Consider the following 17,742-nt stretch of genomic DNA (forward strand, 5'->3'; position numbering starts at 1 on the left):
CGTGGCTCAAACCCAACCGCAACAAGAGAGATAATCGCATGTCCGATGAATGGAACTTCCCCAAGGGCGACCTGATGAAGGGCAAGAAGGGTCTGGTCATGGGCGTCGCCAATGACAAGTCCATCGCCTGGGGCATCGCCTGCCAACTGGCGGCCCAGGGTGCGGATATCGCCTTTTCCTATATGGGCGAATCGCTGCTGCGCCGCGTCGAGCCTCTGGCGGCCTCGATCGGTGTGAAGCATCTGATCGAATGCGATGTGTCGTCCGATGCGTCGATGGATGACGCCTTCGCCAAGCTGAAGGACATCTATGGCGAAATCGATTTCGTCATCCATTCCATCGCCTTCGCCAACAAGAACGAGCTGCAAGGCTCGTTCGTTGAAAACACGACGCGCGAAGGCTTCCTGCTGGCCATGAATATCTCTGCCTTCTCCTTCGTCGATACAGCGCGTCGCGCGGCTGAGTTGATGCCGAACGGTGGGTCTCTGGTCACCCTGACCTATCTCGGGTCCGAACGCGTCATTCCGAATTACAACACCATGGGTGTTGCCAAGGCCGCGCTCGAAGCGTCCACGCGCTACATCGCCCGCGATCTGGGCCCCAAGGGCATCCGCGCCAACGCCATTTCGGCCGGGGCCATGCGCACCCTGTCGCTGGCCGGTATTTCCGGCGGTCGTGGGCTCCACGCCAAGTCGGGTCAGTTTTCGGCGATGAAGGAAGCGACCTCTATGGAAGGCGTCGCCGGCGCCGCCCTGTGGCTGGCCTCCGATCTCGGTTTCTCGACCACGGGCGAAGTCGTCCACGTCGATGCCGGTTTCCACATAATGGGCTTGTCGGACGAGCAAGAGGGCTAAAGGTGCACGGTCTGGCGCCCACCCTCGACTATATCGAAACGATCGCCCGGGCAGCCCTCAAACGGCTGCCCGATCCGTTTGCGGGCTATCTGCGCGACGTAGTCCTGATCGTGGAAGACTTTCCGTCCGAAGAGATGCTCGGCGAATTGGGAATCGAGGATCCGTTTGAGCTGACGGGACTTTACACTGGTCGTCCGGCGGAACTGGAAGCCGTCACGGGCGACCTGCCCGCCATGATCCACCTGTTTCGCCGTCCTATCCTTGATGAATGGATTGCCTCCGTCGAATGTGACGAGGCGGGCAGCCTCAAAAGCGCCGGGGTGAGGCTGGAAGACCTGGTCAGCCACGTCCTGGTCCATGAGGCCGGTCATCATTTCGGCCTGTCGGACGACGACATGGAATGGCTGGAAACGGAATTGAAAAAGGGCTGAGCGTCCTTATTTGCTGTGCGCCGACACCCAGTCGGTAATGATCTTCAGGGCGACTGGGGCTACAGTTTCCTCGATCTGGCCGTATTCTGACGGGGCGCCGGTTTTTGCCGTCTGGAACAGGTGATTGAGGCCAGGCAGTTCCGTCACCGTTACGTCGCGGTTGTCTTTAAGCGCCTGACGGATTTCCTCCAGGTCTTCCTTGGGCGGCACCTGACGGTCGAGCCCGCCATTGATGGCCAGGACCGGCACCTTGACCTTGCTTAAGGTCGGGCGCGGATCATAGCGAAGGAATTCATAGCCCCACGGCGAGGTCAATTGCGTTACGGCGGCGTCGGCCTGGGCTTGGGTTATCTGGCCACTGGCGACAAGGCTAGCCATCAAAGTTTTGACCTTACCTTGAGCGTCTTCAGGACTCGAAGACGCCTTGATCACGTCGAAGGCTTGCCTGTTCATGGCCTGGGCGGTAGCGATTGCCGCTTCTGATTCACCGGAAGCGCGAGCAATGGCTGCCTGCTGCATAAGAAGCAGAGTATCGCCGGGCAGGCCGGGGCCTGCCATCAGCACCACGAAGGCGACGGACGGATCGGCCACCGCGACAGTCGGCGCGATGAGCCCCCCTTCGCTATGGCCGATAAGTCCGATGCGGCTCTTATTCACCTCGGGACGGCTTTTTAGCCATTCGACGGCAGCGGTGGCGTCGGTAGTGAAGTCGGTGGTCGTGGCCGTCTTGTAGTTGCCGCTCGACTGGCCGATGCCGCGCTTGTCGTAACGCAGCACGGCGATGCCCGCCCGGTTCAGCGCATCGGTCAGGACGACGAAAATCTTGTGATTGAAGACGTCTTCGTCACGGGTGTGCGGTCCGGAACCGGCGATCAGCACTACGGCGGGGAAGGGCCCTTTGCCGTTCGGCACGCTGAACGTCCCGGCCAGCTTGACGCCGGCGGCGCGACTGTCGAAGGTCACCTCGCTGGCGGTATAGGGATTGGGGCCGACGGATATGGCCTGTTCCTGCGGCCGCGCGATCGGTGTTGGTTTGGCGGCCGGGTCGAGACGCTTAAGGGTGAGCGGCATAGCCTGGCCCTGGGTCCAGGTGCCTGTCCATGTCTTCTGGGCGTCGTCCCATTTGCCGTCATAGCTGCCGTGGATGGCGGCTATTGAAAAGGCGAGATGGTCGGGTGTCGTGGTAATCGTGTCGATGGGAATGACGACCGCGCCCTGGTCCGGGCTTTCGAGCGTACCGCTATAGGCCGCTCCGTTTTTCTTGATGTGGACGATGACGTGCAACTGTCCGCCCAGTATGCCACCCCAGTCGCCGGCGGCCTCTTCGGCGAGGGCCGGCCCCGATGCCAGAGCCAGTATGCCCACCAGGATCGACAGCTTTTTCATTTCAGTCCCTAACATGTTGCGACGCGACAGTAGCACTTTCGTCATGCGTGTAAAGGCATCGGAAGGCCCCTGGACGATCAGGTGATCGTGCGGCCCTTGAGGCCTTTCAGGGCCGCGATCAGGCTGAATCGCGCCAGCCAGGCATCGACGATGATGAGGGCGATCAGGACGACATAGGCCCAGTTCCCGAGGAGTTCCGGCGTGGCCGGCGGATCGCTGATTGCGCCGAAGGCGAATGTACCGTCGCCGGACCACAGGCCGACCATTTGTGGCCGCGCAATCTTTATCAGGATACAGGCGATACTGGCCAGAGTCGTTGCGCCGAAGACGAGGAAGCATAACAGACCGATCGTTGCCACGATGCTCTGGCCCGCGACCGAGACCAATGCCTTGACCATGGCGAAGGCCCGCTTGCTGTCCAGCGCACTGGTCACGGTGTGATCGTCGAGAAAATCGCGCGCATAGCTTTCCGCCCGGCCGAAGCCCGCCAGCGCCGACGCCGGGCTCAGCCCCGCGTCCAGGCGTTCCTCCAGATGGGTGCGGGCCTCGCCGACAATATCAGCGCGCTCGTCTGCGGGCAGGGGTTGCAGGGCCGTTTCAAGCTGGGTCAGCCAGGTTTCGATGGATGCGTCGCTCATTTCGATCCTCCCCTCAAAAAGGCGTTTAGCCGTTCCGTCATGTCGAGCCAGATTTCGCTCTGTTCACCAAATTCCTTCGTGCCCGCCGCCGTCAGGCCGTAATATTTACGTGGGTGGCTGGCACCCGTTTCATGGCGCCACTCGGCCTGGATCAGTCCGCCTTTTTCCAGGCGGTGGAGCAGCGGATAGAGCGTGCCTTCGGACAGGTCGAGCCCGGCTTCTTCATGCAGTTGATCGAGGATGCGCAGGCCGTATTGCGGGCCGTCGCGCAAAAGCCGCATCAGGGCAAGCTCCAGCACGCCCTTGTACATCTGGGTGCGGCGACCTTCAGGCGTCTTATCAGCGGTGGCCTTGTCGGCGGGCGGCATTAGGCTTTCCATACCATATACTTTGTCATGCAAGGTATATGACTGAGACGATCGATTGGCAAGCGGTTTCTGTCGCAAATTTTAGGTATGCGAAATGCTCTAGTTGCGGTCGTAGAGCCGGCCCTTTTCGGCAATGGCGATCAGGCTGATGGCGATGAGACCGCAGCCCAGCGCCGCACCGGGCAGCCAGGCGATATGTCCGGTCCAGCCCTGGCCGATCAGGCCGGAAACGACGGCCGCGCCGACCGTGGTGATCACGCCTTGCAGCGAGGCGGCGGTGCCGGCGACATGGCCGACCTTTTCCATGGCCACGGCAGAGAAGTTGGAGGTCGATAACGACATCAGGCCCATGGTCAGGGCCTGTAACAGGGTGAAGCTGACAAGGGTTTCCTTGCCGGCGGCGGCCCAGGCCAGATGGATCGCCGTGACGACGATATAGCCGGTCAGCGCGCTGTGCGAGATACGCTTGACGCCCAGCTTGACCACAAGCGAAGCATTCAGCGCCGACGCCGCCCCCATGGTGGCGGCGCAGACGGCGAAGATGATGGCCATCAGATGCGGCTTATGGAAGACATCGGCAAAGATCTGCGGCATCAGGGCGACATAGGCCAGAAGCCCGCCGATCAGGAAGGTGATGGCGAATGAGTAGAAGATCGAACTCGGTTCGGTAACGACGAAGAAGGCGACGCGGCGGATATGGGAAATATCCGGCCGGTGGCGGTCCGCCGGGTTCATGGTCTCGGGCAGGCGTATCCAGGCCCAGATCGCCGTCAGCGCGCCCAGGGCAGCCATGATGAGGAAGATGGCGCGCCACGGCCATACCAGCAGCACAACCTGGCCCAGACTTGGCGCCAGGATCGGCACCAGAAGAAACACCACGAAGCTGATCGACATGACCTTGGCCATCTGCGGGCCGGAATAGAGGTCACGGATGATCGATCGCGTGACGACGCCCGTGGTGGCGACGGCTAGTCCCTGGCACAGGCGCAGGATCAGCAGGAAGGTGAAATTCTGGCTGAAGGCGGCGATCAGGCCGAACACGACATACAGGATGACGCCGCCGATCAACACGCGTTTACGTCCCAGCCAGTCGGACATGACGCCGAAGAAGAGTTGCCCAAAGCCCATGCCGAGGAAATAGATCGAAACGATCCATTGCAGGTGGTTATGCACGGTGACGCCGAGATCCTGGCCGATGACCGGCAGGGCAGGCAGCATGGAATCGATGCCGAGCGCGCCCAGCGCCATCAAAGACGCGATCAGGGCGACGAATTCAACAAAGTGCGGTGTACGAGGAGTGACGGGTTGGGACATGCGGCGGATATAGGCTCAATATCTCGCAAGTGCGAGAGTAAATTACGGGGATAGCGTACCGATCTGCCTCCTGCCATGCAGATCGATATGTCGTGGTATGCGCCCCCGGTCGGATAGCTATTGCTCACCGTCTTGATCCGGTTTTTGCCCGCGCGTTCGGATGAGACACCGGCGATGATGTTGCTCCCGAGATTGTATTGTCCCGGGAGCTTATTTTGCCTGACCTTTCCAGGCAAGCTATTTGGCGCGATGGTCGGCGATTATCTGGCCCGACTGAGCAATCTCGACTTCGTGCGGTTCGTCGCGCGCGGTTTCGGCCAGGGCGCCTTCATACCATTTTTGCATGGCAGGCTGGGCCAGCATGTGATCGACATAGGCACGCGCTTCCTTGCTCAGGTCAAAGCCGACGCCATAGGTCTGGATACGGAAAACGACCGGCGCATAAAAGGCGTCGACATTGGTAAAGACGCCGCCAGCCAGGAACGGGCCGCCGAAATTGGCCAGGCCGTAGCGCCAGATGTCGTCTATGCGCGCCAGGTCGCGGATCAGTGCGGGCGGCGTGTCGTGCATCTTGACGCGTACGCCGACGCTCATTGAGCACAGATTGCGCAGGGCTGAAAAGCCCGCATGCATTTCCGCGGCGGCCGATCGCGCGAAGCTGCGCGCCTCACGCGATTGCTGGGGCCACACCTCCGGATGATCTTCGGCGACATGCTCGGCAATGGCCAACGAATCCCAGATCGTTGTCTTGCCATCGATCAGGCACGGCACGAGGGCCGACGGCGAAAATGCCTTGAACGCGCTGTTGTCGGTCTGGAAATAGTGCTGGTGCTCGGTGAAGGGAATACCAAGCGCCGTCAACAACACCCAGGGGCGAAGCGACCAGGAGGAATAGTTCTTATTGCCGATATGCAGTTCGTACATGGCGATGTCCTTTCCGTTTACAGCCTTGCGACCCGCCGCCGCAATCTTGTGCGACTTTAATGTCGTAGAGCCTGTAAGTTTGCCAGTAGGTTTTACCGCCAATGACCGGCGAGTTTTCGCCAATCAACCAAATTGGAAAGCACTGATGGCGATGCCCGTGGGCCCTAAACTGTCCTGGTGATAGGTGCGGCGGCCTGCGTCGCCATCGCCAGCTCCCGCCACGACCATAAGCGGCAACAGATGTTCTTCGCGCGGATGGCAATCATGGGCGTTGGGGGCGCTGGCCCACCGGGTCAGGCCTTGCACATCTCCCGCCACCGTGGCGCTCAGCCAGTCGTCGAAGGCGTGCGAAGCCGGACCGCTGCCCGATCCGCGTCCCATCAGGCGCGGAATGCTGTGGAAGCTCATGCCGGAGCCGATGATCAAAACGCCTTCATCACGAAGCGGTGCCAGAGCCTTGCCGAGCGCCATGTGCTCTTGCGGGCTCAAACCCTGTTTCAGCGACAGTTGCAGGGTGGGAATGTCGGCGTCGGGCCAGGCCATCAGCATGGGAATGAAGACGCCGTGATCGAAATCGCGATCCGCGTCACTGGCCACTGCGATCCCGGCCTCCGCAGCCAGTGCCTGTACGCGCCGCGCCACCGCCTCCGACCCGCGTGCAGGGTAGCTGAGTTCATAGGTATGTGGCGGAAAGCCGTAATAGTCGAACAACATCCCCGGCGCGGGCTTGGTCTGGATGGTGAATTCGGCCGCCTCCCAATGGGCGGAAACGATCAACAAAGCCTTCGGCTTTTCGCCGACGTCCTGCGGCAAGCGCTTCAGATAGGCGCCCATCTCGTCCCACATGTCGGCGGGGTTCCACTCCATGAAGAAGCAGGGGCCGCCGCCGTGAGGAATGTAAACCGTAGGCGTGCGAGAGGCGCGGGTCATGGCCATACTTTCTAGGAAATACGTTCTGGCATCGCTCCGCGCGTCATCCGGCCCTGTTCACGAATCGGAACCCAGGCGTAGGCGGGACGCAACCAGGGATTAAGGATAGGCTTCGGCTTCGATGAACAGGTCGATGTCGTCACCGACGATCGGTTCGAACTTGCTCATGCCGAACGCCCTGCGGCTGATGTGGCCGGTGGCGGAAAAGCCGTAACCGGTCTTGAACAGCGCCGGATTGAAGGCTTTTTTGTTGAACACCACGGCCAGCACGACCGATTGCGTCACGCCATGTATGGTCAGATCGCCCGTCATATTGGCTGTGTTTTCACCCGTTGGTTCAACCTTGGTGCTTTTGAAACTGGCCTTTGGAAATTTGACGACGTTGAAATAGTCATCGCCCTTCAGCATCTGGTCAAAAGGAGGCAGGGCAGTCGTCAGGGTCGCCATGTCCAGGGTGATGTCAACCGTGCTTTTTGTCAGGTCGTTTTCATCGAGCGCGAGGGTGCCACTGGCCCCCATGATCTTGCCCGATGGATGTGACAGGCCGAAATGGGGGTATTGAAAAGTGACCGAGGTATGGTCGGGTTCGAATGTCAGCGGGCCGCCCGCCATCGCCGGCGTAGCCAACAGGCAGAATAATAGCGCGACGTATCTGAACATTCGAACCCCCATTCAGCGTCTTACTGCTTGATCGATTCGGCTTCGATGAAGAGGTCGATTTCGTCGGAGACGTTCGGCACATAGGCGCCGATACCGAAGTCGGAACGCTTAATCTGGCCGGTGGCGCTGAAGCCCGCGTCATCCTTTTTCATCATCGGATGCGGCGCCTTCTTGTTGAGCTTGACGGTCAGGGTGACCGGCTTGGTCACGCCATGGATGGTCAGGTCGCCGGTCACCTTGGCGGTATCGGCGCCGGTCGGTTCGACCTTGGTCGACTTGAAGGTGGCGGTCGGATACTTCGCGGCGTCGAAGAATTCCGGGCCCTTCAGATGGTTGTCGAGTGCGGGGACGCCGGTGTTCATGCCGTCGATGGCGAAGGAAACCTCGACCGAGCTCTTGGCCGGATTGGCTTCGTCAAGCGTGACCTGACCAACGGCGTTCATGAACTTGCCGGACGGATGCGAGAAGCCGAAGTGCGTCCACTGGAACGTCACCGACGTGTGGGTGGGCTCCAGCTTGTAAACATCGGCGGCGAAGGACGGCGCGGAGGCGAACAGCGCCAGAGCGACCGCCGAAGCGGATACGAAGGACTTGAACAACATGGGGAGGTCTCCCGTTAGAGTGAGTCGTAAATTGGAAGCGTAACAATAGTGGTTACTGTTTGCCCTTTCAAGAGGGGCATTACAATTTTCTCCGCCCGAATTTGCCCTTGGCCGGTCATTCCCCGCCAATTGCCGAGGTCGCGAAACTGTGGTCTATTCCCGGCCGACTACGGCGGCCGAATACTACAGGGGTATGACGATGATTTCGAGACACGTTTTCGTGCCGTTATTCGGGGCGCTGTTCGGGGCGTTGGCCTTTGTCGCGATCGTGGGCCTGGGAGGGGGGGCGGCGGCTCAGGTCGCGCCAGCCGACCCATCAGGCGATCTGGCAGGCGCATTTCAAATCGTCGATTGCCGCACGCACGATGCGGCGCAGGAAAAGGCGGATCAGGAGGTCGCGTCCAAGGCTCTCGACCTCATGCAGGCGCACGATATTGCAAAGCTTAATGAGATGATGCCGGCCCTGAAGGCGGCCTTGGGTCACGCGCCGGATGTGCCGGTGGCGACGGAAAAATGCGGCGATACGGTCGTTGTGTATACCGAGGATCTAACGAAGTTCCTGGCCCTGTCCGCCTACGTGATGGCGCCGCAATCGCCATTGAAAGGGAGCAAGGTCGAGCAGCGCTCACCGTTACCATACCCCCTTCTGGCCTTCATCATTGGCTGGACCGATTATGAAAACCAAGATTTTCCGGCGGCGCATGAGGTCTATGTCAAGGGCCTGAAAAACGATCCGGACAATCACGCCCTGATCATGGAAGACACCCTTACCCTGGCTGAGCTTGGGCGCAGCGAAGAGGCGCTGACGCAACTCGACGCCTATATGACGCGGAACACTGACCTGCCCGATGTGTTGAAGGCGGGCGCGCTGCGCAAGCGCGGCTATGTGCTGGTCGAACTGCACCGCTGGGACGAGGCGGAAAAAGCCTATAGCGACTCGCTGATCGCGGAACCGGGCAATAAGATTGCCAAGGGCGAACTCGAATATATCAAGCAGAACAGGCCTTCCAAGTAACGCGCCACTCCCTATATGCGGGGTCCCACTTAACCGAAAGAGGATCTGATGCCCGAAACCGCTAATGAGGCCATCAACATGTATCAGGCCAGCGTGCCTATCGTTCTGCGCGCGCTGACCAACCTGAAGACCATCCTGGGCAAGGCCGAGGCCTGGGCCGGCGAAAAGAACGTCAAGGAAGACGCGGTGCTCAATGCCCGCCTGGCGCTCGACATGCTGCCTTTCTCAAAGCAGATCCAATTGGTTAGCGATAACGCCAAGGGTATCGCCGCGCGCCTCGGTAATGTCGAAAACCCCAGCTATGCCGACGACGAAAAGACCTTTGCGGAATTGCACGAGCGCCTGCAAAAGACCATCGATTTCGTCAACTCGGTTCCGCAAGCCGGTTTCGAAGGGTCGGAGACGCGTCAAGTGGTGATAAAGTTCCCGCAACGGACCATGGAATTTACGGGCCTGAGCTACCTGACCGGTTTCGGTCTGCCTAACTTCTTTTTCCACTACACCACGGCCTATGCCATCCTGCGCCATTCAGGCGTTCCACTTGGCAAGCCGGATTATCTTGGCGGCTGATGCACGCTGATATCGAAGCGTCCGAGTTCGTCCAGATAGTCTTCGAGCGTGATCAACCCGACGCACGGAAAGGCTCCGGCAGATATGCCGGGGCCGTTTTCGTATAGACGCCGGGCCAGAAGAATGGCGGGTACGCAAGGAATTTGCGGACCATCCCCCGATTTGGCGACAATGAACCAGCGGTGCGTCAGCGGTGCGCCATCCAGGCCGATGCCCATGAGGATGACATGCATCCCACCGACGTCGCTGCCCATGATATTGAACGCGTCGCTCACCGCCAGCAGCGGCTTGGCGAAGCGCGGCAGGTCGATTGGAAGGCCGGCGCGCACCAGGACGGACATCAGCCCCAGGCCCAGATGCATAAAGCCCAGTTCCAGGCCCGCGCCGAAGCGGATCGATTTCAGGCCGTAGACAGGAGGCAGCAGGTCGAGATCGGGAATATCGCAGGTACTGAGCCAGCGCGGGCCCATAACGGGATAGGTTTGGCGATGCGCGTCCTGCCAGCCATAAGCGCGCGGGTGGTCGGCGAAGGGACGCAGGGGCTTGCCGACATAGCTCAATAATGGCGCGGGTGGTCGCCAGACCGCGTTCGGCCTTCTGGCCGGGAGATATGCCGAAATCCATCTCATCGATACGGCTGAATTGCGGCCTGAAATGATCGACCACCGCCGACGATAAACCCGGCACGGTGCTGGCGCCGCTTATCGCCGTGATGCCCGCGGCACGGGCTTCGGCATTCAGGTGTACGAAATCGCGAACGAAGTCGCGGCCATCGGCCAGATCGATATAGTGCGCGCCGGCGGCGATGCAGGCGCGCGCCACGCTATAGTCGGCGCCTTGGAACGGGCCGCAGGTATGGATCACCACCGAAGGCCGCTCTGTGGCCAGAACCTCAGTCAGATTGTCAGTGATATCGACGACGAGCGGACGCGCATGGGCCAGCTCACGGCACAGGGCTTCGGCCTTATGTCGGTCACGGCCGGCGATCAGGACGGGCAGGCCGTGACGGTCGAGGGCCGCGGCGATGCGCTTACCGAAATTGCCGTAACCGCCAAGAATAAGGATATCACGCATCGGTAAGGGCCATTTCGGTGACGGTGAATTCGCCCGCATAGCTGTAAGCCATGGCGCGGCCGAACAGCCCGCCGGACAATGTCATGCGCATACGGAAGCTGGCCGCTCCGGTCGCCTGCTCAAAGGCGTCGCCACGTCCCATCAAAAACGCCCCCAACCCGGACAGGGGAATATCGCGGCCGAACAGACGCCAGACATAGCCCCGGTGACGCAGGCGCACCGTATCCGTGTCGTATTCATAGACACAACGCCATCCGACGCCACTGGCCATATATTCGATAACCTCATGGTTTTCCTGGGGCACCAGCCGGGAGCGAAATCTGTAGGGCGCCCGGCCGGGGAATTGAAACCAGCGTTCGAAGATGAAGGCGTTTGATCCGGGCTCGCTGAGGAAATGCACCGTGCACGGAATAGCCTTGCCGTCCCGTGGCGTGAAAAGTCCCAGGGCGGCCATTAGCGGGGCCAACAGGCGCATCATCGCCCCCATCTCTATCGTCAATGTCCCCGTCACCGTTACGCGGTCGTTCGACAACGGACGGTTGGCGTAGTGCAGCTTCATAGCTGGCGGCAATCCGTCCCATTGGTCGGCGAAGACGGCGGCGAATGTCGGGCGGCCGTCGGTCATATGGGCCGTTTCCCGCGTATGGCCAGAGCCAGGTTGCGGAGCGATTTCAGGACAGGATAGGCCAGGACCGCCATCGTCCTGTTGCGAAACAGGCTGACGTTCAACCGGTTCAGCCAGTCGTTACCGGAACCGATCATAGCCAGCAGGTGGATTGCGTCCGCTCCGTGATAAAGCCGGTTCTCGAATTTCACCACGACGCCTTGATTCAGGTCCAGCTTAGCGGCGGCGATCTCCGCCATCAGAGGCTGGCCCGACGCATCGCGGGCGTTTAAGATATGCAGGTCGCCAACGGCGCGCCTGACCTGGACGACATTCGCTGCGGCGGAACAAAAGGGACAATCGCCATCGTAGACGAGCCAGATGTCGCGTGGCGATTGCGGTGAAGGCGTGGCGTGTATACTGTCCATTGCGTCAAAGGGTACCACGGAAGGGGCGGCCAGCCATGCTATATCTGTGCGTCAAATGGCTGCATATCCTGTCATCGACCGTGTTGTTTGGAACGGGCGTGGGCACCGCCTTCTTTATGTTGATGGCCAATTTTTCCCGCGATCTACGCGCCATCGCCTTTGCCACGCGAACGGTGGTGATGGCCGACTGGTGCTTTACGACGCCGGCGGTAATTATCCAGCCTCTGACCGGCCTGGCCCTGGTTCATATGGCCGGATATTCGCTAACCGCGCCCTGGCTTATGGCGGCCATGGGGCTCTATGTGTTTGCCGGCGCCTGCTGGGTACCGGTCGTGGGGATGCAGATCCGCATGAAACGCCTGGCGGCCGACGCCTTGGCCAGCGGTACAGCCTTGCCAAAAGCCTACTGGGTGCTGAACCGCTGGTGGCTTGTCCTTGGGTCATTGGCCTTTCCGGCCGTCGTAGCAATCTTTTGGCTCATGGTCTTTACGCCGTCCTGACTTGCATGGCGGTGGGTAAGACCTATCTTCAGTCCAGCGATTCACAAGAGAGGACACGCCATGATTCAGCTGCACACATGGGGCACGCCCAACGGCCGTAAGATTTCCATCATGCTGGAGGAACTGGGCGTACCCTACGTTCTGCACCCGGTGGATATCAGCAAGAACGCGCAATTCGCGCCTGAGTTCCTGGCCATTGCCCCCAACAACAAGATACCGGCCATTGTTGATGAAGATGCTGATGGCGGTCCGCTCAGCCTGTTCGAATCGGGCGCCATACTGATCTATCTGGCCGAACGCTTTGGCCGTTTCCTGCCCACTATTCCCCATGAACGCTATACCGTCATTCAATGGCTGATGTGGCAGATGGGTGGCCTGGGGCCGATGATGGGGCAATTGGGTTGGTGGGCCTTGTCGGCGCCGGAACCCACGCCCTTGGGCGTTGATCGCTACCTCAAGGAAACGGAACGTCTGTTCAATGTGCTGGAAAAGCGTCTGTCCGAATCGCCGCATGTCGGCGGGGATGCCTACTCCATTGCCGATATGGCCATCTATCCCTGGCTTGCGCAATATCGCGTGCGCGTGAAGGATCATATAGAGCCTCTAATCCAGGCGCGGCCCTTTATTAAGAGCTGGCTGGAAGAAGTCGGTCGCCGTGAGGCGGTGCAGCGTGGTATGCTCCTGCCTTAATTTAAGAAAGATACCGAAATGAACAAAGCCAAACATCGCCTGCTTACGCCGAACGAACTGGCCGAGCAACGCAAGGCGCTCGCTCAGGCGCAGGTCGACAAAATGCTGGCCGCCAAGAAGAAGCAGGCTGAAGCCGCAGCCAAGGCTTAGGCCTTGTCTGGCTTCCTGCGGACATAGAGGACCTTATGCACCCGCGCGATGCGGGTGCCTTCGGTGTCCAGGATATCGACATCGAACTCCGGTTCGTACTTGCCGTTGCTGTCGGCCTGGGCCTTAATACGAGCTATCTCGTCCGGGGCGATGTGAAAGACGGCGCGGACATGCCGGCGGCCGGGCTTGAGGAACTGGATAGAAGCGGCCTTGTCCCAGACAATGTAGTCCTTGCCCAGGTTCATCATCAAAATCGCCATGAAAAACGGGTCGCACATCATATAGAGCGAACCGCCGAATTGCGTGCCCACGATATTGCGGTTCCACCAGCGCAGCTTCATTTCGACGGTGATCGACGTAAAGTCGGGCGCGGTGTCTATGACCCGTATGCCAGCGCCGATCATCGGCGGATACCAGTTGATCATCTTGAACCGCTTGGGATCAGCCATGGGTACGCTCCGTTTCTTTCCGCAAACGTCAACATGGGTGCCGACGAAAGTCAATATTTTCGCCACCATGTTACCAAACTGGGTTTCGGAACGTATCCATGTTAAGGTCAATATACGGAGGCACGGGCATGAGTGAAAATGGGGACAAGAGCAGTGTCCACCCCCTGTGGCTGCGGCTGATCCATTGGTTCAATGCGGCCGCCGTGATCGTACTGATCCTCAGTGGCTGGCGCATCTATAACGCCACGCGGTTCATGCATCTGCGCGTGCCATTTACCGGCGAGGCCCTGTTCCCCAACAGATGGACGATTGGCGGCTGGCTGGGCGGCGCGATCCAATGGCATTTCGCCGCCATATGGGTCCTGTTCGCCAGCGCCGTTTTCTACATTCTTTTGTTTCTGCTCACCCGGCGTGGAAAACAGTTCCTGCCGGTGACGCCATCGGGCCTGTGGGCGGACATCAAGGCCTTCCTCAAGGGCAAGCTTAGCCACGCCGATATTCGCCAGTACAACACCATTCAGAAGCTGGCCTACCTGTTCGCCATGGCCGACCTGGTGGTGCTTATCGCGTCCGGCCTCGTGCTGTGGAAGTCGGTGCAGTTCGGTTGGCTGCGGGTTCTGCTGGGCGGCTACGAAGCCGCGCGCTACATCCATTTCTACGCCATGTGCGGCATTGTCGCCTTTATTGTCATCCATGTCGTCATGGCCGTGCTGGTGCCCAAGACGATCAAAGCCATGCTGTGGGGCCGCTGACATGACGCCGGATATCAAAAACGACGAAGAGGCGATCCTCAAGGAAGCCAATCACCTGCTGAAGGACCCGGCTAAACGGCGCCTCCTCGGCAACGTCCTGACCTTGGGCGGCCTGTCCCTGGCCACTGGCATTACAATTAGCCACTATGGATCGGTCAACGAAATCCTCAAGGCCGTGTCGCGCTTCAATGATGGTGCGCAAGGGGTTATCTTCAATCCCAATGCCCTGGCCCCGACCTATTCCGAGGCCGATATCAAGCATCCCTTTCCGTTCAATGCCTTTTACAGCGTCGACAAGGCCCCGGTCGTCGATGGTGAAAAGTTCCGGCTGGAGCTGTCGGGTAAGATCGCCGACCGTCGGCCCTGGGATCTCCAACATCTTCACGCCTTGCCCTATACCGAACAGATCACCCGTCACATCTGCGTCGAAGGCTGGAGCGCCATTGGCCGATGGGGCGGGGTAGTGTTTTCTGAGTTCCTCAAGCGGGTAGGGGCCGACACGACGTGCAAATATGTCGGCTTCAAATGCGCTGACGGCTATTTCACCTCGATCGACATGCCGACGGCCCTGCATAGCCAGACCCTGCTGGCCTTCACGTTCGACGGTCAGTTACTGCCGGCGAAATACGGCTTTCCCATGAAGCTGCGCATGCCGACCAAGCTGGGCTATAAGAACCCCAAGCACATCGTCGAAATCTTCGTTACCAATGTCTATCCCGGCGGGTACTGGGAAGACCTGGGCTATAACTGGTTCGGCGGCAGTTAGGACGTCAGGTCCGCGAATGGCGCGCTGAGAAAGTGAGCCGCGTCGTCCGGTGCGATGCTGAGCAACAGCCCGCGTTGTCCGGCATTGATATAGACGATATCGTAAAGCTGGGCCATTTCGTCAATCACCGTCGGCGTGGATTTGCGCTGGCCGAAGGGTGAAATGCCGCCGACCTTATAACCAGTCAGGCGTTCGGCGTCGGGTACCTTCATCATCTGGCCGGACTTGCCGTGGAAGGCCGCGGCCATCTTCTTCATGCTGACTTCGCAATCCGACGGCACGACGACACAGACTGGCTTGCCATCGACCTCCGCCATCAAGGTCTTGAAGGTTTGCGATGCATCGATGCCCAGAGCCTCGGCCGCCTGCAAGCCGACGCGCGGCGCGTCCGGATCGTAATCATAGGGATGAAGGTCGAAGGCGATACCGGCCTTGGACAGCAACAATGTGCCGGGTGTGGTCTTGGACATCAGCAATCCGCGAGAAAAGCCGCCACCTCATCGTCGGTGGTGGCGAAGCTGGTAACCAGGCGATAAGCGTCCGCCCCGGCGTTCGGCCAGGGATAGAAGCGGTGACCCTTGGCGAACAGCCGGTCGGCGGTGGCCTTCGGCAGAGTGACGAACAGTTCATTGGCCTCGACCGGATGCAGCAGGCCAACCCCCGGGCGGTCAATCAGGCCGTCACGCAAGGTCATGGCCATCGCGTTGGCGTGGCGGCCGAGCGTGATCCACAGATCGTCGTCGAGCAGGGCCTGCAACTGTGCCGAAACATAGCGCGCCTTGGATGGCAATTGACCGCCGCGCTTATGGACATAGGCGAAATCCTCGGCAAGCGCCGGATTGAGGATGACAGCGGCTTCGGCCAGCATGGCGCCGTTCTTGGTGCCGCCAAAAGACAGGATGTCCACCCCCGCCACCACCTGGGCCGGATCGCAATTCAGCGATGCAACGGCGTTGGCGATCCGCGCGCCGTCCATATGGATGTACAGGCCATGTGCTCGCGCAAAGGCCGAGAGGTCGGCGAGTTCACTGAGCGAATAGACGGTGCCCAGTTCGGTCGATTGCGTCAGGCTGATGACCCGGGGGCGGGAGGTGTGCGGGGCGTGTTCCAGCGTCTTTTCGACCAGGTTGCCGATGCTGGCGACGCTGAGCTTGGCGTGATCACCGGACAGTCCCACGATCTTGCCGCCGGTGAAGAATTCCGGCAGGCCGCATTCGTCGTTATTGATGTGCGCCTGCTGGTGGCACAGGATGGATTCATAGGGGCGGATCATCCGCGCCAGGGCCAGTCCGTTGCAGGCCGAACCATTGAAGACCGGGAATACCCGGGCGTCGGTCGCCTTGAACACAGCGCGAAAGGTCTGTTGCAACTGGTCTGTGACGACGTCATTGCCATAGGCGGGCGCGTTGCCGGAATTGACATCGCTCAGCGCCTGCAAAACCTTCGGGTGAACGGGGGCGGTGTTGTCGCTGGCGAAATTGGCCATGGAAGTCTCTCAAGATCGGAACAGCCTTCCTATAAGGGCCATGGTCCCGGCTGAAAAGCCTATTCGGTGATGGCTCCGTAATACTGGCCGATCGGGCGGGTGCTTAACAACGCCATGATGCGATTGAAGTCGTCGGGATCGACCGCGGAAGCCGCCTGTTTATGCGCCGCGATGCTGGTCCACACCTCAAGAACGATCAGCGTGTCGTCGGCATCCAGCCCATCGGCGATCTTCAGAAGTAATTCGCAGCGTTCGCAGCCGTCTACTGTGCGAATTTGACGCACGACCGATTCGAAGGCTTTTACCAGATCCTCGAACCTGCCGGGCAGGGCCTTGAATTCATTCACTCTCAATATGCTCATAGGGGATCATCTCCTTCGTGGCGATACTGGCATGATCGTGACCAGACTGTGTCAGGATAAGCTGTTCTTAACGATTGAATGCGCTTTTAAAGACGTATTTCAGAAATGAAATAGGCGGATTTGCAGTTTAACCGAGTCTTATAACTGTTGTGATATGCAGAGCGTATGAAACCATCGCTGCTCATCTTTCCACTTGTTCTGACCGCGACTTCGGCGACCGCCGGCGATCTGGCGACTGTCGTAACTGACGCGGCGGGCAAGCCGGTGCCAAATGCGGTGGTGACCTTTACGCCGGATAGTGGTGCCTCTGTGCCTGCGGCGGAAAAGAGCAAGGCATTTGTCATGGCTCAGAAGAATGTCCAGTTCGCGCCCTATGTTTTGGCGGTACCGGCCGGCGCCACCGTGGCATTTCCGAACGAAGACCGTGTCAACCACCACGTCTATTCATTTTCGCCGATCGCCAAGTTTCAGTTTCCGCTCTATGGCAAGGGCAAGAGCCGATCCATGACCTTTACTCAGCCGGGCACGGTGGCGCTCGGCTGCAATATTCACGATTCGATGTCGGCCTATATTCGTGTCGTCTCCACCCCTTACTACGCCACAACCGATGGCGCCGGCCGTGTCATGCTGAAACTGCCTGACACAGCCGGAAGCCTTGCGGTCTGGCATCCCAATATGGACGCGCCGGAGCATCAGATGGCGCGAGCCATAGCCAAGACGTCGGGCAGCCAGGCCTTCAGCGTCAAGGTCCATCTTCCGGCCCCGACCGCCGGTCAGTACTGAGTAATG

25 protein-coding genes and 1 pseudogene are annotated in these 17,742 nt (G+C 59.8%); 10 read left to right on the forward strand and 16 right to left on the reverse strand.

Annotated elements, in window-relative coordinates; translation table 11 throughout:
* Positions 1-38 precede the first annotated feature (38 nt).
* Together RCJ00_RS16150 and RCJ00_RS16155 are read left to right on the forward strand one after the other, a co-directional pair.
* Positions 39-854, forward strand: coding sequence for an enoyl-ACP reductase FabI (locus tag RCJ00_RS16150; RefSeq protein ID WP_316223233.1), 816 nt, complete (start codon positions 39-41; stop codon positions 852-854).
* Positions 855-856: 2 nt separating this feature from the next.
* Positions 857-1,285 carry a metallopeptidase family protein gene (locus RCJ00_RS16155; RefSeq protein ID WP_316223234.1) on the forward strand — a complete coding sequence of 143 codons (429 nt, stop codon included), beginning with the start codon at positions 857-859 and terminating at the stop codon, positions 1,283-1,285.
* Between the two features lie 6 nt (positions 1,286-1,291).
* Here RCJ00_RS16155 and RCJ00_RS16160 read toward each other — a convergent pair whose 3' ends face one another.
* From RCJ00_RS16160 to RCJ00_RS16195, 8 genes are all read right to left on the reverse strand, one after another.
* The gene (locus RCJ00_RS16160) at positions 1,292-2,671 is read right to left on the reverse strand and encodes an alpha/beta hydrolase family protein (protein WP_316223235.1); all 1,380 of its coding nucleotides are present in this window, start codon (positions 2,669-2,671) and stop codon (positions 1,292-1,294) included.
* Between the two features lie 77 nt (positions 2,672-2,748).
* Positions 2,749-3,309 carry a DUF1700 domain-containing protein gene (locus tag RCJ00_RS16165; RefSeq protein WP_316223236.1) on the reverse strand — a complete coding sequence of 187 codons (561 nt, stop codon included), beginning with the start codon at positions 3,307-3,309 and terminating at the stop codon, positions 2,749-2,751.
* On the reverse strand, positions 3,306-3,677 hold the full coding sequence (locus tag RCJ00_RS16170; RefSeq protein ID WP_316223237.1) for a PadR family transcriptional regulator: 372 nt from the start codon (positions 3,675-3,677) through the stop codon (positions 3,306-3,308). Before RCJ00_RS16170 ends, RCJ00_RS16165 begins: the two co-directional genes overlap by 4 nt.
* Before the next feature lie 99 nt (positions 3,678-3,776).
* Positions 3,777-4,991, reverse strand: coding sequence for a multidrug effflux MFS transporter (locus RCJ00_RS16175; protein ID WP_316223238.1), 1,215 nt, complete (start codon positions 4,989-4,991; stop codon positions 3,777-3,779).
* A gap of 237 nt (positions 4,992-5,228) precedes the next feature.
* The gene (locus RCJ00_RS16180) at positions 5,229-5,915 is read right to left on the reverse strand and encodes a glutathione S-transferase family protein (protein ID WP_316223239.1); all 687 of its coding nucleotides are present in this window, start codon (positions 5,913-5,915) and stop codon (positions 5,229-5,231) included.
* Positions 5,916-6,038: 123 nt separating this feature from the next.
* Positions 6,039-6,845, reverse strand: coding sequence for a DODA-type extradiol aromatic ring-opening family dioxygenase (locus RCJ00_RS16185; RefSeq protein WP_316223241.1), 807 nt, complete (start codon positions 6,843-6,845; stop codon positions 6,039-6,041).
* A 99-nt stretch (positions 6,846-6,944) separates the two neighbouring features.
* Positions 6,945-7,505 carry a YceI family protein gene (locus RCJ00_RS16190; protein ID WP_316223243.1) on the reverse strand — a complete coding sequence of 187 codons (561 nt, stop codon included), beginning with the start codon at positions 7,503-7,505 and terminating at the stop codon, positions 6,945-6,947.
* Positions 7,506-7,525: 20 nt separating this feature from the next.
* Positions 7,526-8,107, reverse strand: coding sequence for a YceI family protein (locus RCJ00_RS16195; RefSeq protein ID WP_316223245.1), 582 nt, complete (start codon positions 8,105-8,107; stop codon positions 7,526-7,528).
* Positions 8,108-8,306: 199 nt separating this feature from the next.
* Here RCJ00_RS16195 and RCJ00_RS16200 point away from each other — a divergent pair, with 199 nt between their 5' ends.
* Entirely contained in the window at positions 8,307-9,122 is an 816-nt protein-coding gene (locus RCJ00_RS16200) for a hypothetical protein (protein WP_316223246.1), read from the forward strand.
* Positions 9,123-9,170: 48 nt separating this feature from the next.
* A complete protein-coding gene (locus RCJ00_RS16205; protein ID WP_316223247.1) occupies positions 9,171-9,692 on the forward strand; it encodes a DUF1993 domain-containing protein in 522 nt (173 codons plus the stop codon).
* Here RCJ00_RS16205 and RCJ00_RS16210 read toward each other — a convergent pair.
* The 4 genes and pseudogenes from RCJ00_RS16210 to RCJ00_RS16225 form a co-directional block, all read right to left on the reverse strand.
* A complete protein-coding gene (locus RCJ00_RS16210) occupies positions 9,677-10,252 on the reverse strand; it encodes a hypothetical protein (RefSeq protein WP_316223638.1) in 576 nt (191 codons plus the stop codon). The genes RCJ00_RS16205 and RCJ00_RS16210 overlap by 16 nt on opposite strands.
* 202 nt (positions 10,253-10,454) lie before the next feature.
* Positions 10,455-10,805, reverse strand: a pseudogene (locus RCJ00_RS16215) (saccharopine dehydrogenase NADP-binding domain-containing protein); the annotation flags it as partial.
* The gene (locus RCJ00_RS16220) at positions 10,759-11,391 is read right to left on the reverse strand and encodes a DUF4166 domain-containing protein (protein ID WP_316223249.1); all 633 of its coding nucleotides are present in this window, start codon (positions 11,389-11,391) and stop codon (positions 10,759-10,761) included. The pseudogene RCJ00_RS16215 and the gene RCJ00_RS16220, both read right to left, overlap by 47 nt.
* Positions 11,388-11,798, reverse strand: a complete 411-nt coding sequence (locus RCJ00_RS16225) for a DCC1-like thiol-disulfide oxidoreductase family protein (protein ID WP_316223250.1) — start codon at positions 11,796-11,798, stop codon at positions 11,388-11,390. Before RCJ00_RS16225 ends, RCJ00_RS16220 begins: the two co-directional genes overlap by 4 nt.
* Before the next feature lie 35 nt (positions 11,799-11,833).
* Between RCJ00_RS16225 and RCJ00_RS16230 the strand changes: the two genes are divergently transcribed.
* Genes RCJ00_RS16230 through RCJ00_RS16240 form a run of 3 tightly spaced genes read left to right on the forward strand, consistent with a single transcriptional unit; the run spans position 11,834 to position 13,138 of the window.
* A complete protein-coding gene (locus tag RCJ00_RS16230) occupies positions 11,834-12,298 on the forward strand; it encodes a DUF2269 family protein (protein WP_316223251.1) in 465 nt (154 codons plus the stop codon).
* A 60-nt stretch (positions 12,299-12,358) separates the two neighbouring features.
* Positions 12,359-12,988 (forward strand): glutathione S-transferase N-terminal domain-containing protein, encoded by a 630-nt coding sequence (locus RCJ00_RS16235; RefSeq protein ID WP_316223252.1) that lies wholly within the window; start codon positions 12,359-12,361, stop codon positions 12,986-12,988.
* 18 nt (positions 12,989-13,006) lie between these two features.
* Positions 13,007-13,138, forward strand: coding sequence for a hypothetical protein (locus tag RCJ00_RS16240; RefSeq protein WP_023460111.1), 132 nt, complete (start codon positions 13,007-13,009; stop codon positions 13,136-13,138).
* Here RCJ00_RS16240 and RCJ00_RS16245 read toward each other — a convergent pair.
* Positions 13,135-13,587 carry a DUF4442 domain-containing protein gene (locus tag RCJ00_RS16245; protein WP_316223255.1) on the reverse strand — a complete coding sequence of 151 codons (453 nt, stop codon included), beginning with the start codon at positions 13,585-13,587 and terminating at the stop codon, positions 13,135-13,137. The genes RCJ00_RS16240 and RCJ00_RS16245 overlap by 4 nt on opposite strands.
* A gap of 128 nt (positions 13,588-13,715) precedes the next feature.
* On the opposite strand from RCJ00_RS16245, the gene RCJ00_RS16250 reads away from it, so the two are divergent.
* Both RCJ00_RS16250 and RCJ00_RS16255 read left to right on the forward strand, forming a co-directional pair.
* Positions 13,716-14,339 (forward strand): cytochrome b/b6 domain-containing protein, encoded by a 624-nt coding sequence (locus RCJ00_RS16250; RefSeq protein WP_316223256.1) that lies wholly within the window; start codon positions 13,716-13,718, stop codon positions 14,337-14,339.
* A 1-nt stretch (position 14,340) separates the two neighbouring features.
* Positions 14,341-15,105 carry a molybdopterin-dependent oxidoreductase gene (locus RCJ00_RS16255; RefSeq protein WP_316223257.1) on the forward strand — a complete coding sequence of 255 codons (765 nt, stop codon included), beginning with the start codon at positions 14,341-14,343 and terminating at the stop codon, positions 15,103-15,105.
* Here the strand turns inward: RCJ00_RS16255 and ybaK are convergent.
* Genes ybaK through RCJ00_RS16270 form a run of 3 tightly spaced genes read right to left on the reverse strand, consistent with a single transcriptional unit; the run spans position 15,102 to position 16,953 of the window.
* A complete protein-coding gene (gene ybaK / locus RCJ00_RS16260) occupies positions 15,102-15,575 on the reverse strand; it encodes a Cys-tRNA(Pro) deacylase (protein ID WP_316223258.1) in 474 nt (157 codons plus the stop codon). The genes RCJ00_RS16255 and ybaK overlap by 4 nt on opposite strands.
* The gene (locus RCJ00_RS16265) at positions 15,575-16,591 is read right to left on the reverse strand and encodes a threonine aldolase family protein (RefSeq protein WP_316223260.1); all 1,017 of its coding nucleotides are present in this window, start codon (positions 16,589-16,591) and stop codon (positions 15,575-15,577) included. Before RCJ00_RS16265 ends, ybaK begins: the two co-directional genes overlap by 1 nt.
* Before the next feature lie 59 nt (positions 16,592-16,650).
* Positions 16,651-16,953 (reverse strand): antibiotic biosynthesis monooxygenase family protein, encoded by a 303-nt coding sequence (locus tag RCJ00_RS16270; RefSeq protein WP_316223261.1) that lies wholly within the window; start codon positions 16,951-16,953, stop codon positions 16,651-16,653.
* Between the two features lie 165 nt (positions 16,954-17,118).
* On the opposite strand from RCJ00_RS16270, the gene RCJ00_RS16275 reads away from it, so the two are divergent.
* Positions 17,119-17,736, forward strand: a complete 618-nt coding sequence (locus RCJ00_RS16275; protein ID WP_316223263.1) for a hypothetical protein — start codon at positions 17,119-17,121, stop codon at positions 17,734-17,736.
* Positions 17,737-17,742: the final 6 nt, after the last annotated feature.

Source organism: Asticcacaulis aquihabitans, from assembly GCF_032490435.1.
Lineage (GTDB): Bacteria > Pseudomonadota > Alphaproteobacteria > Caulobacterales > Caulobacteraceae > Asticcacaulis.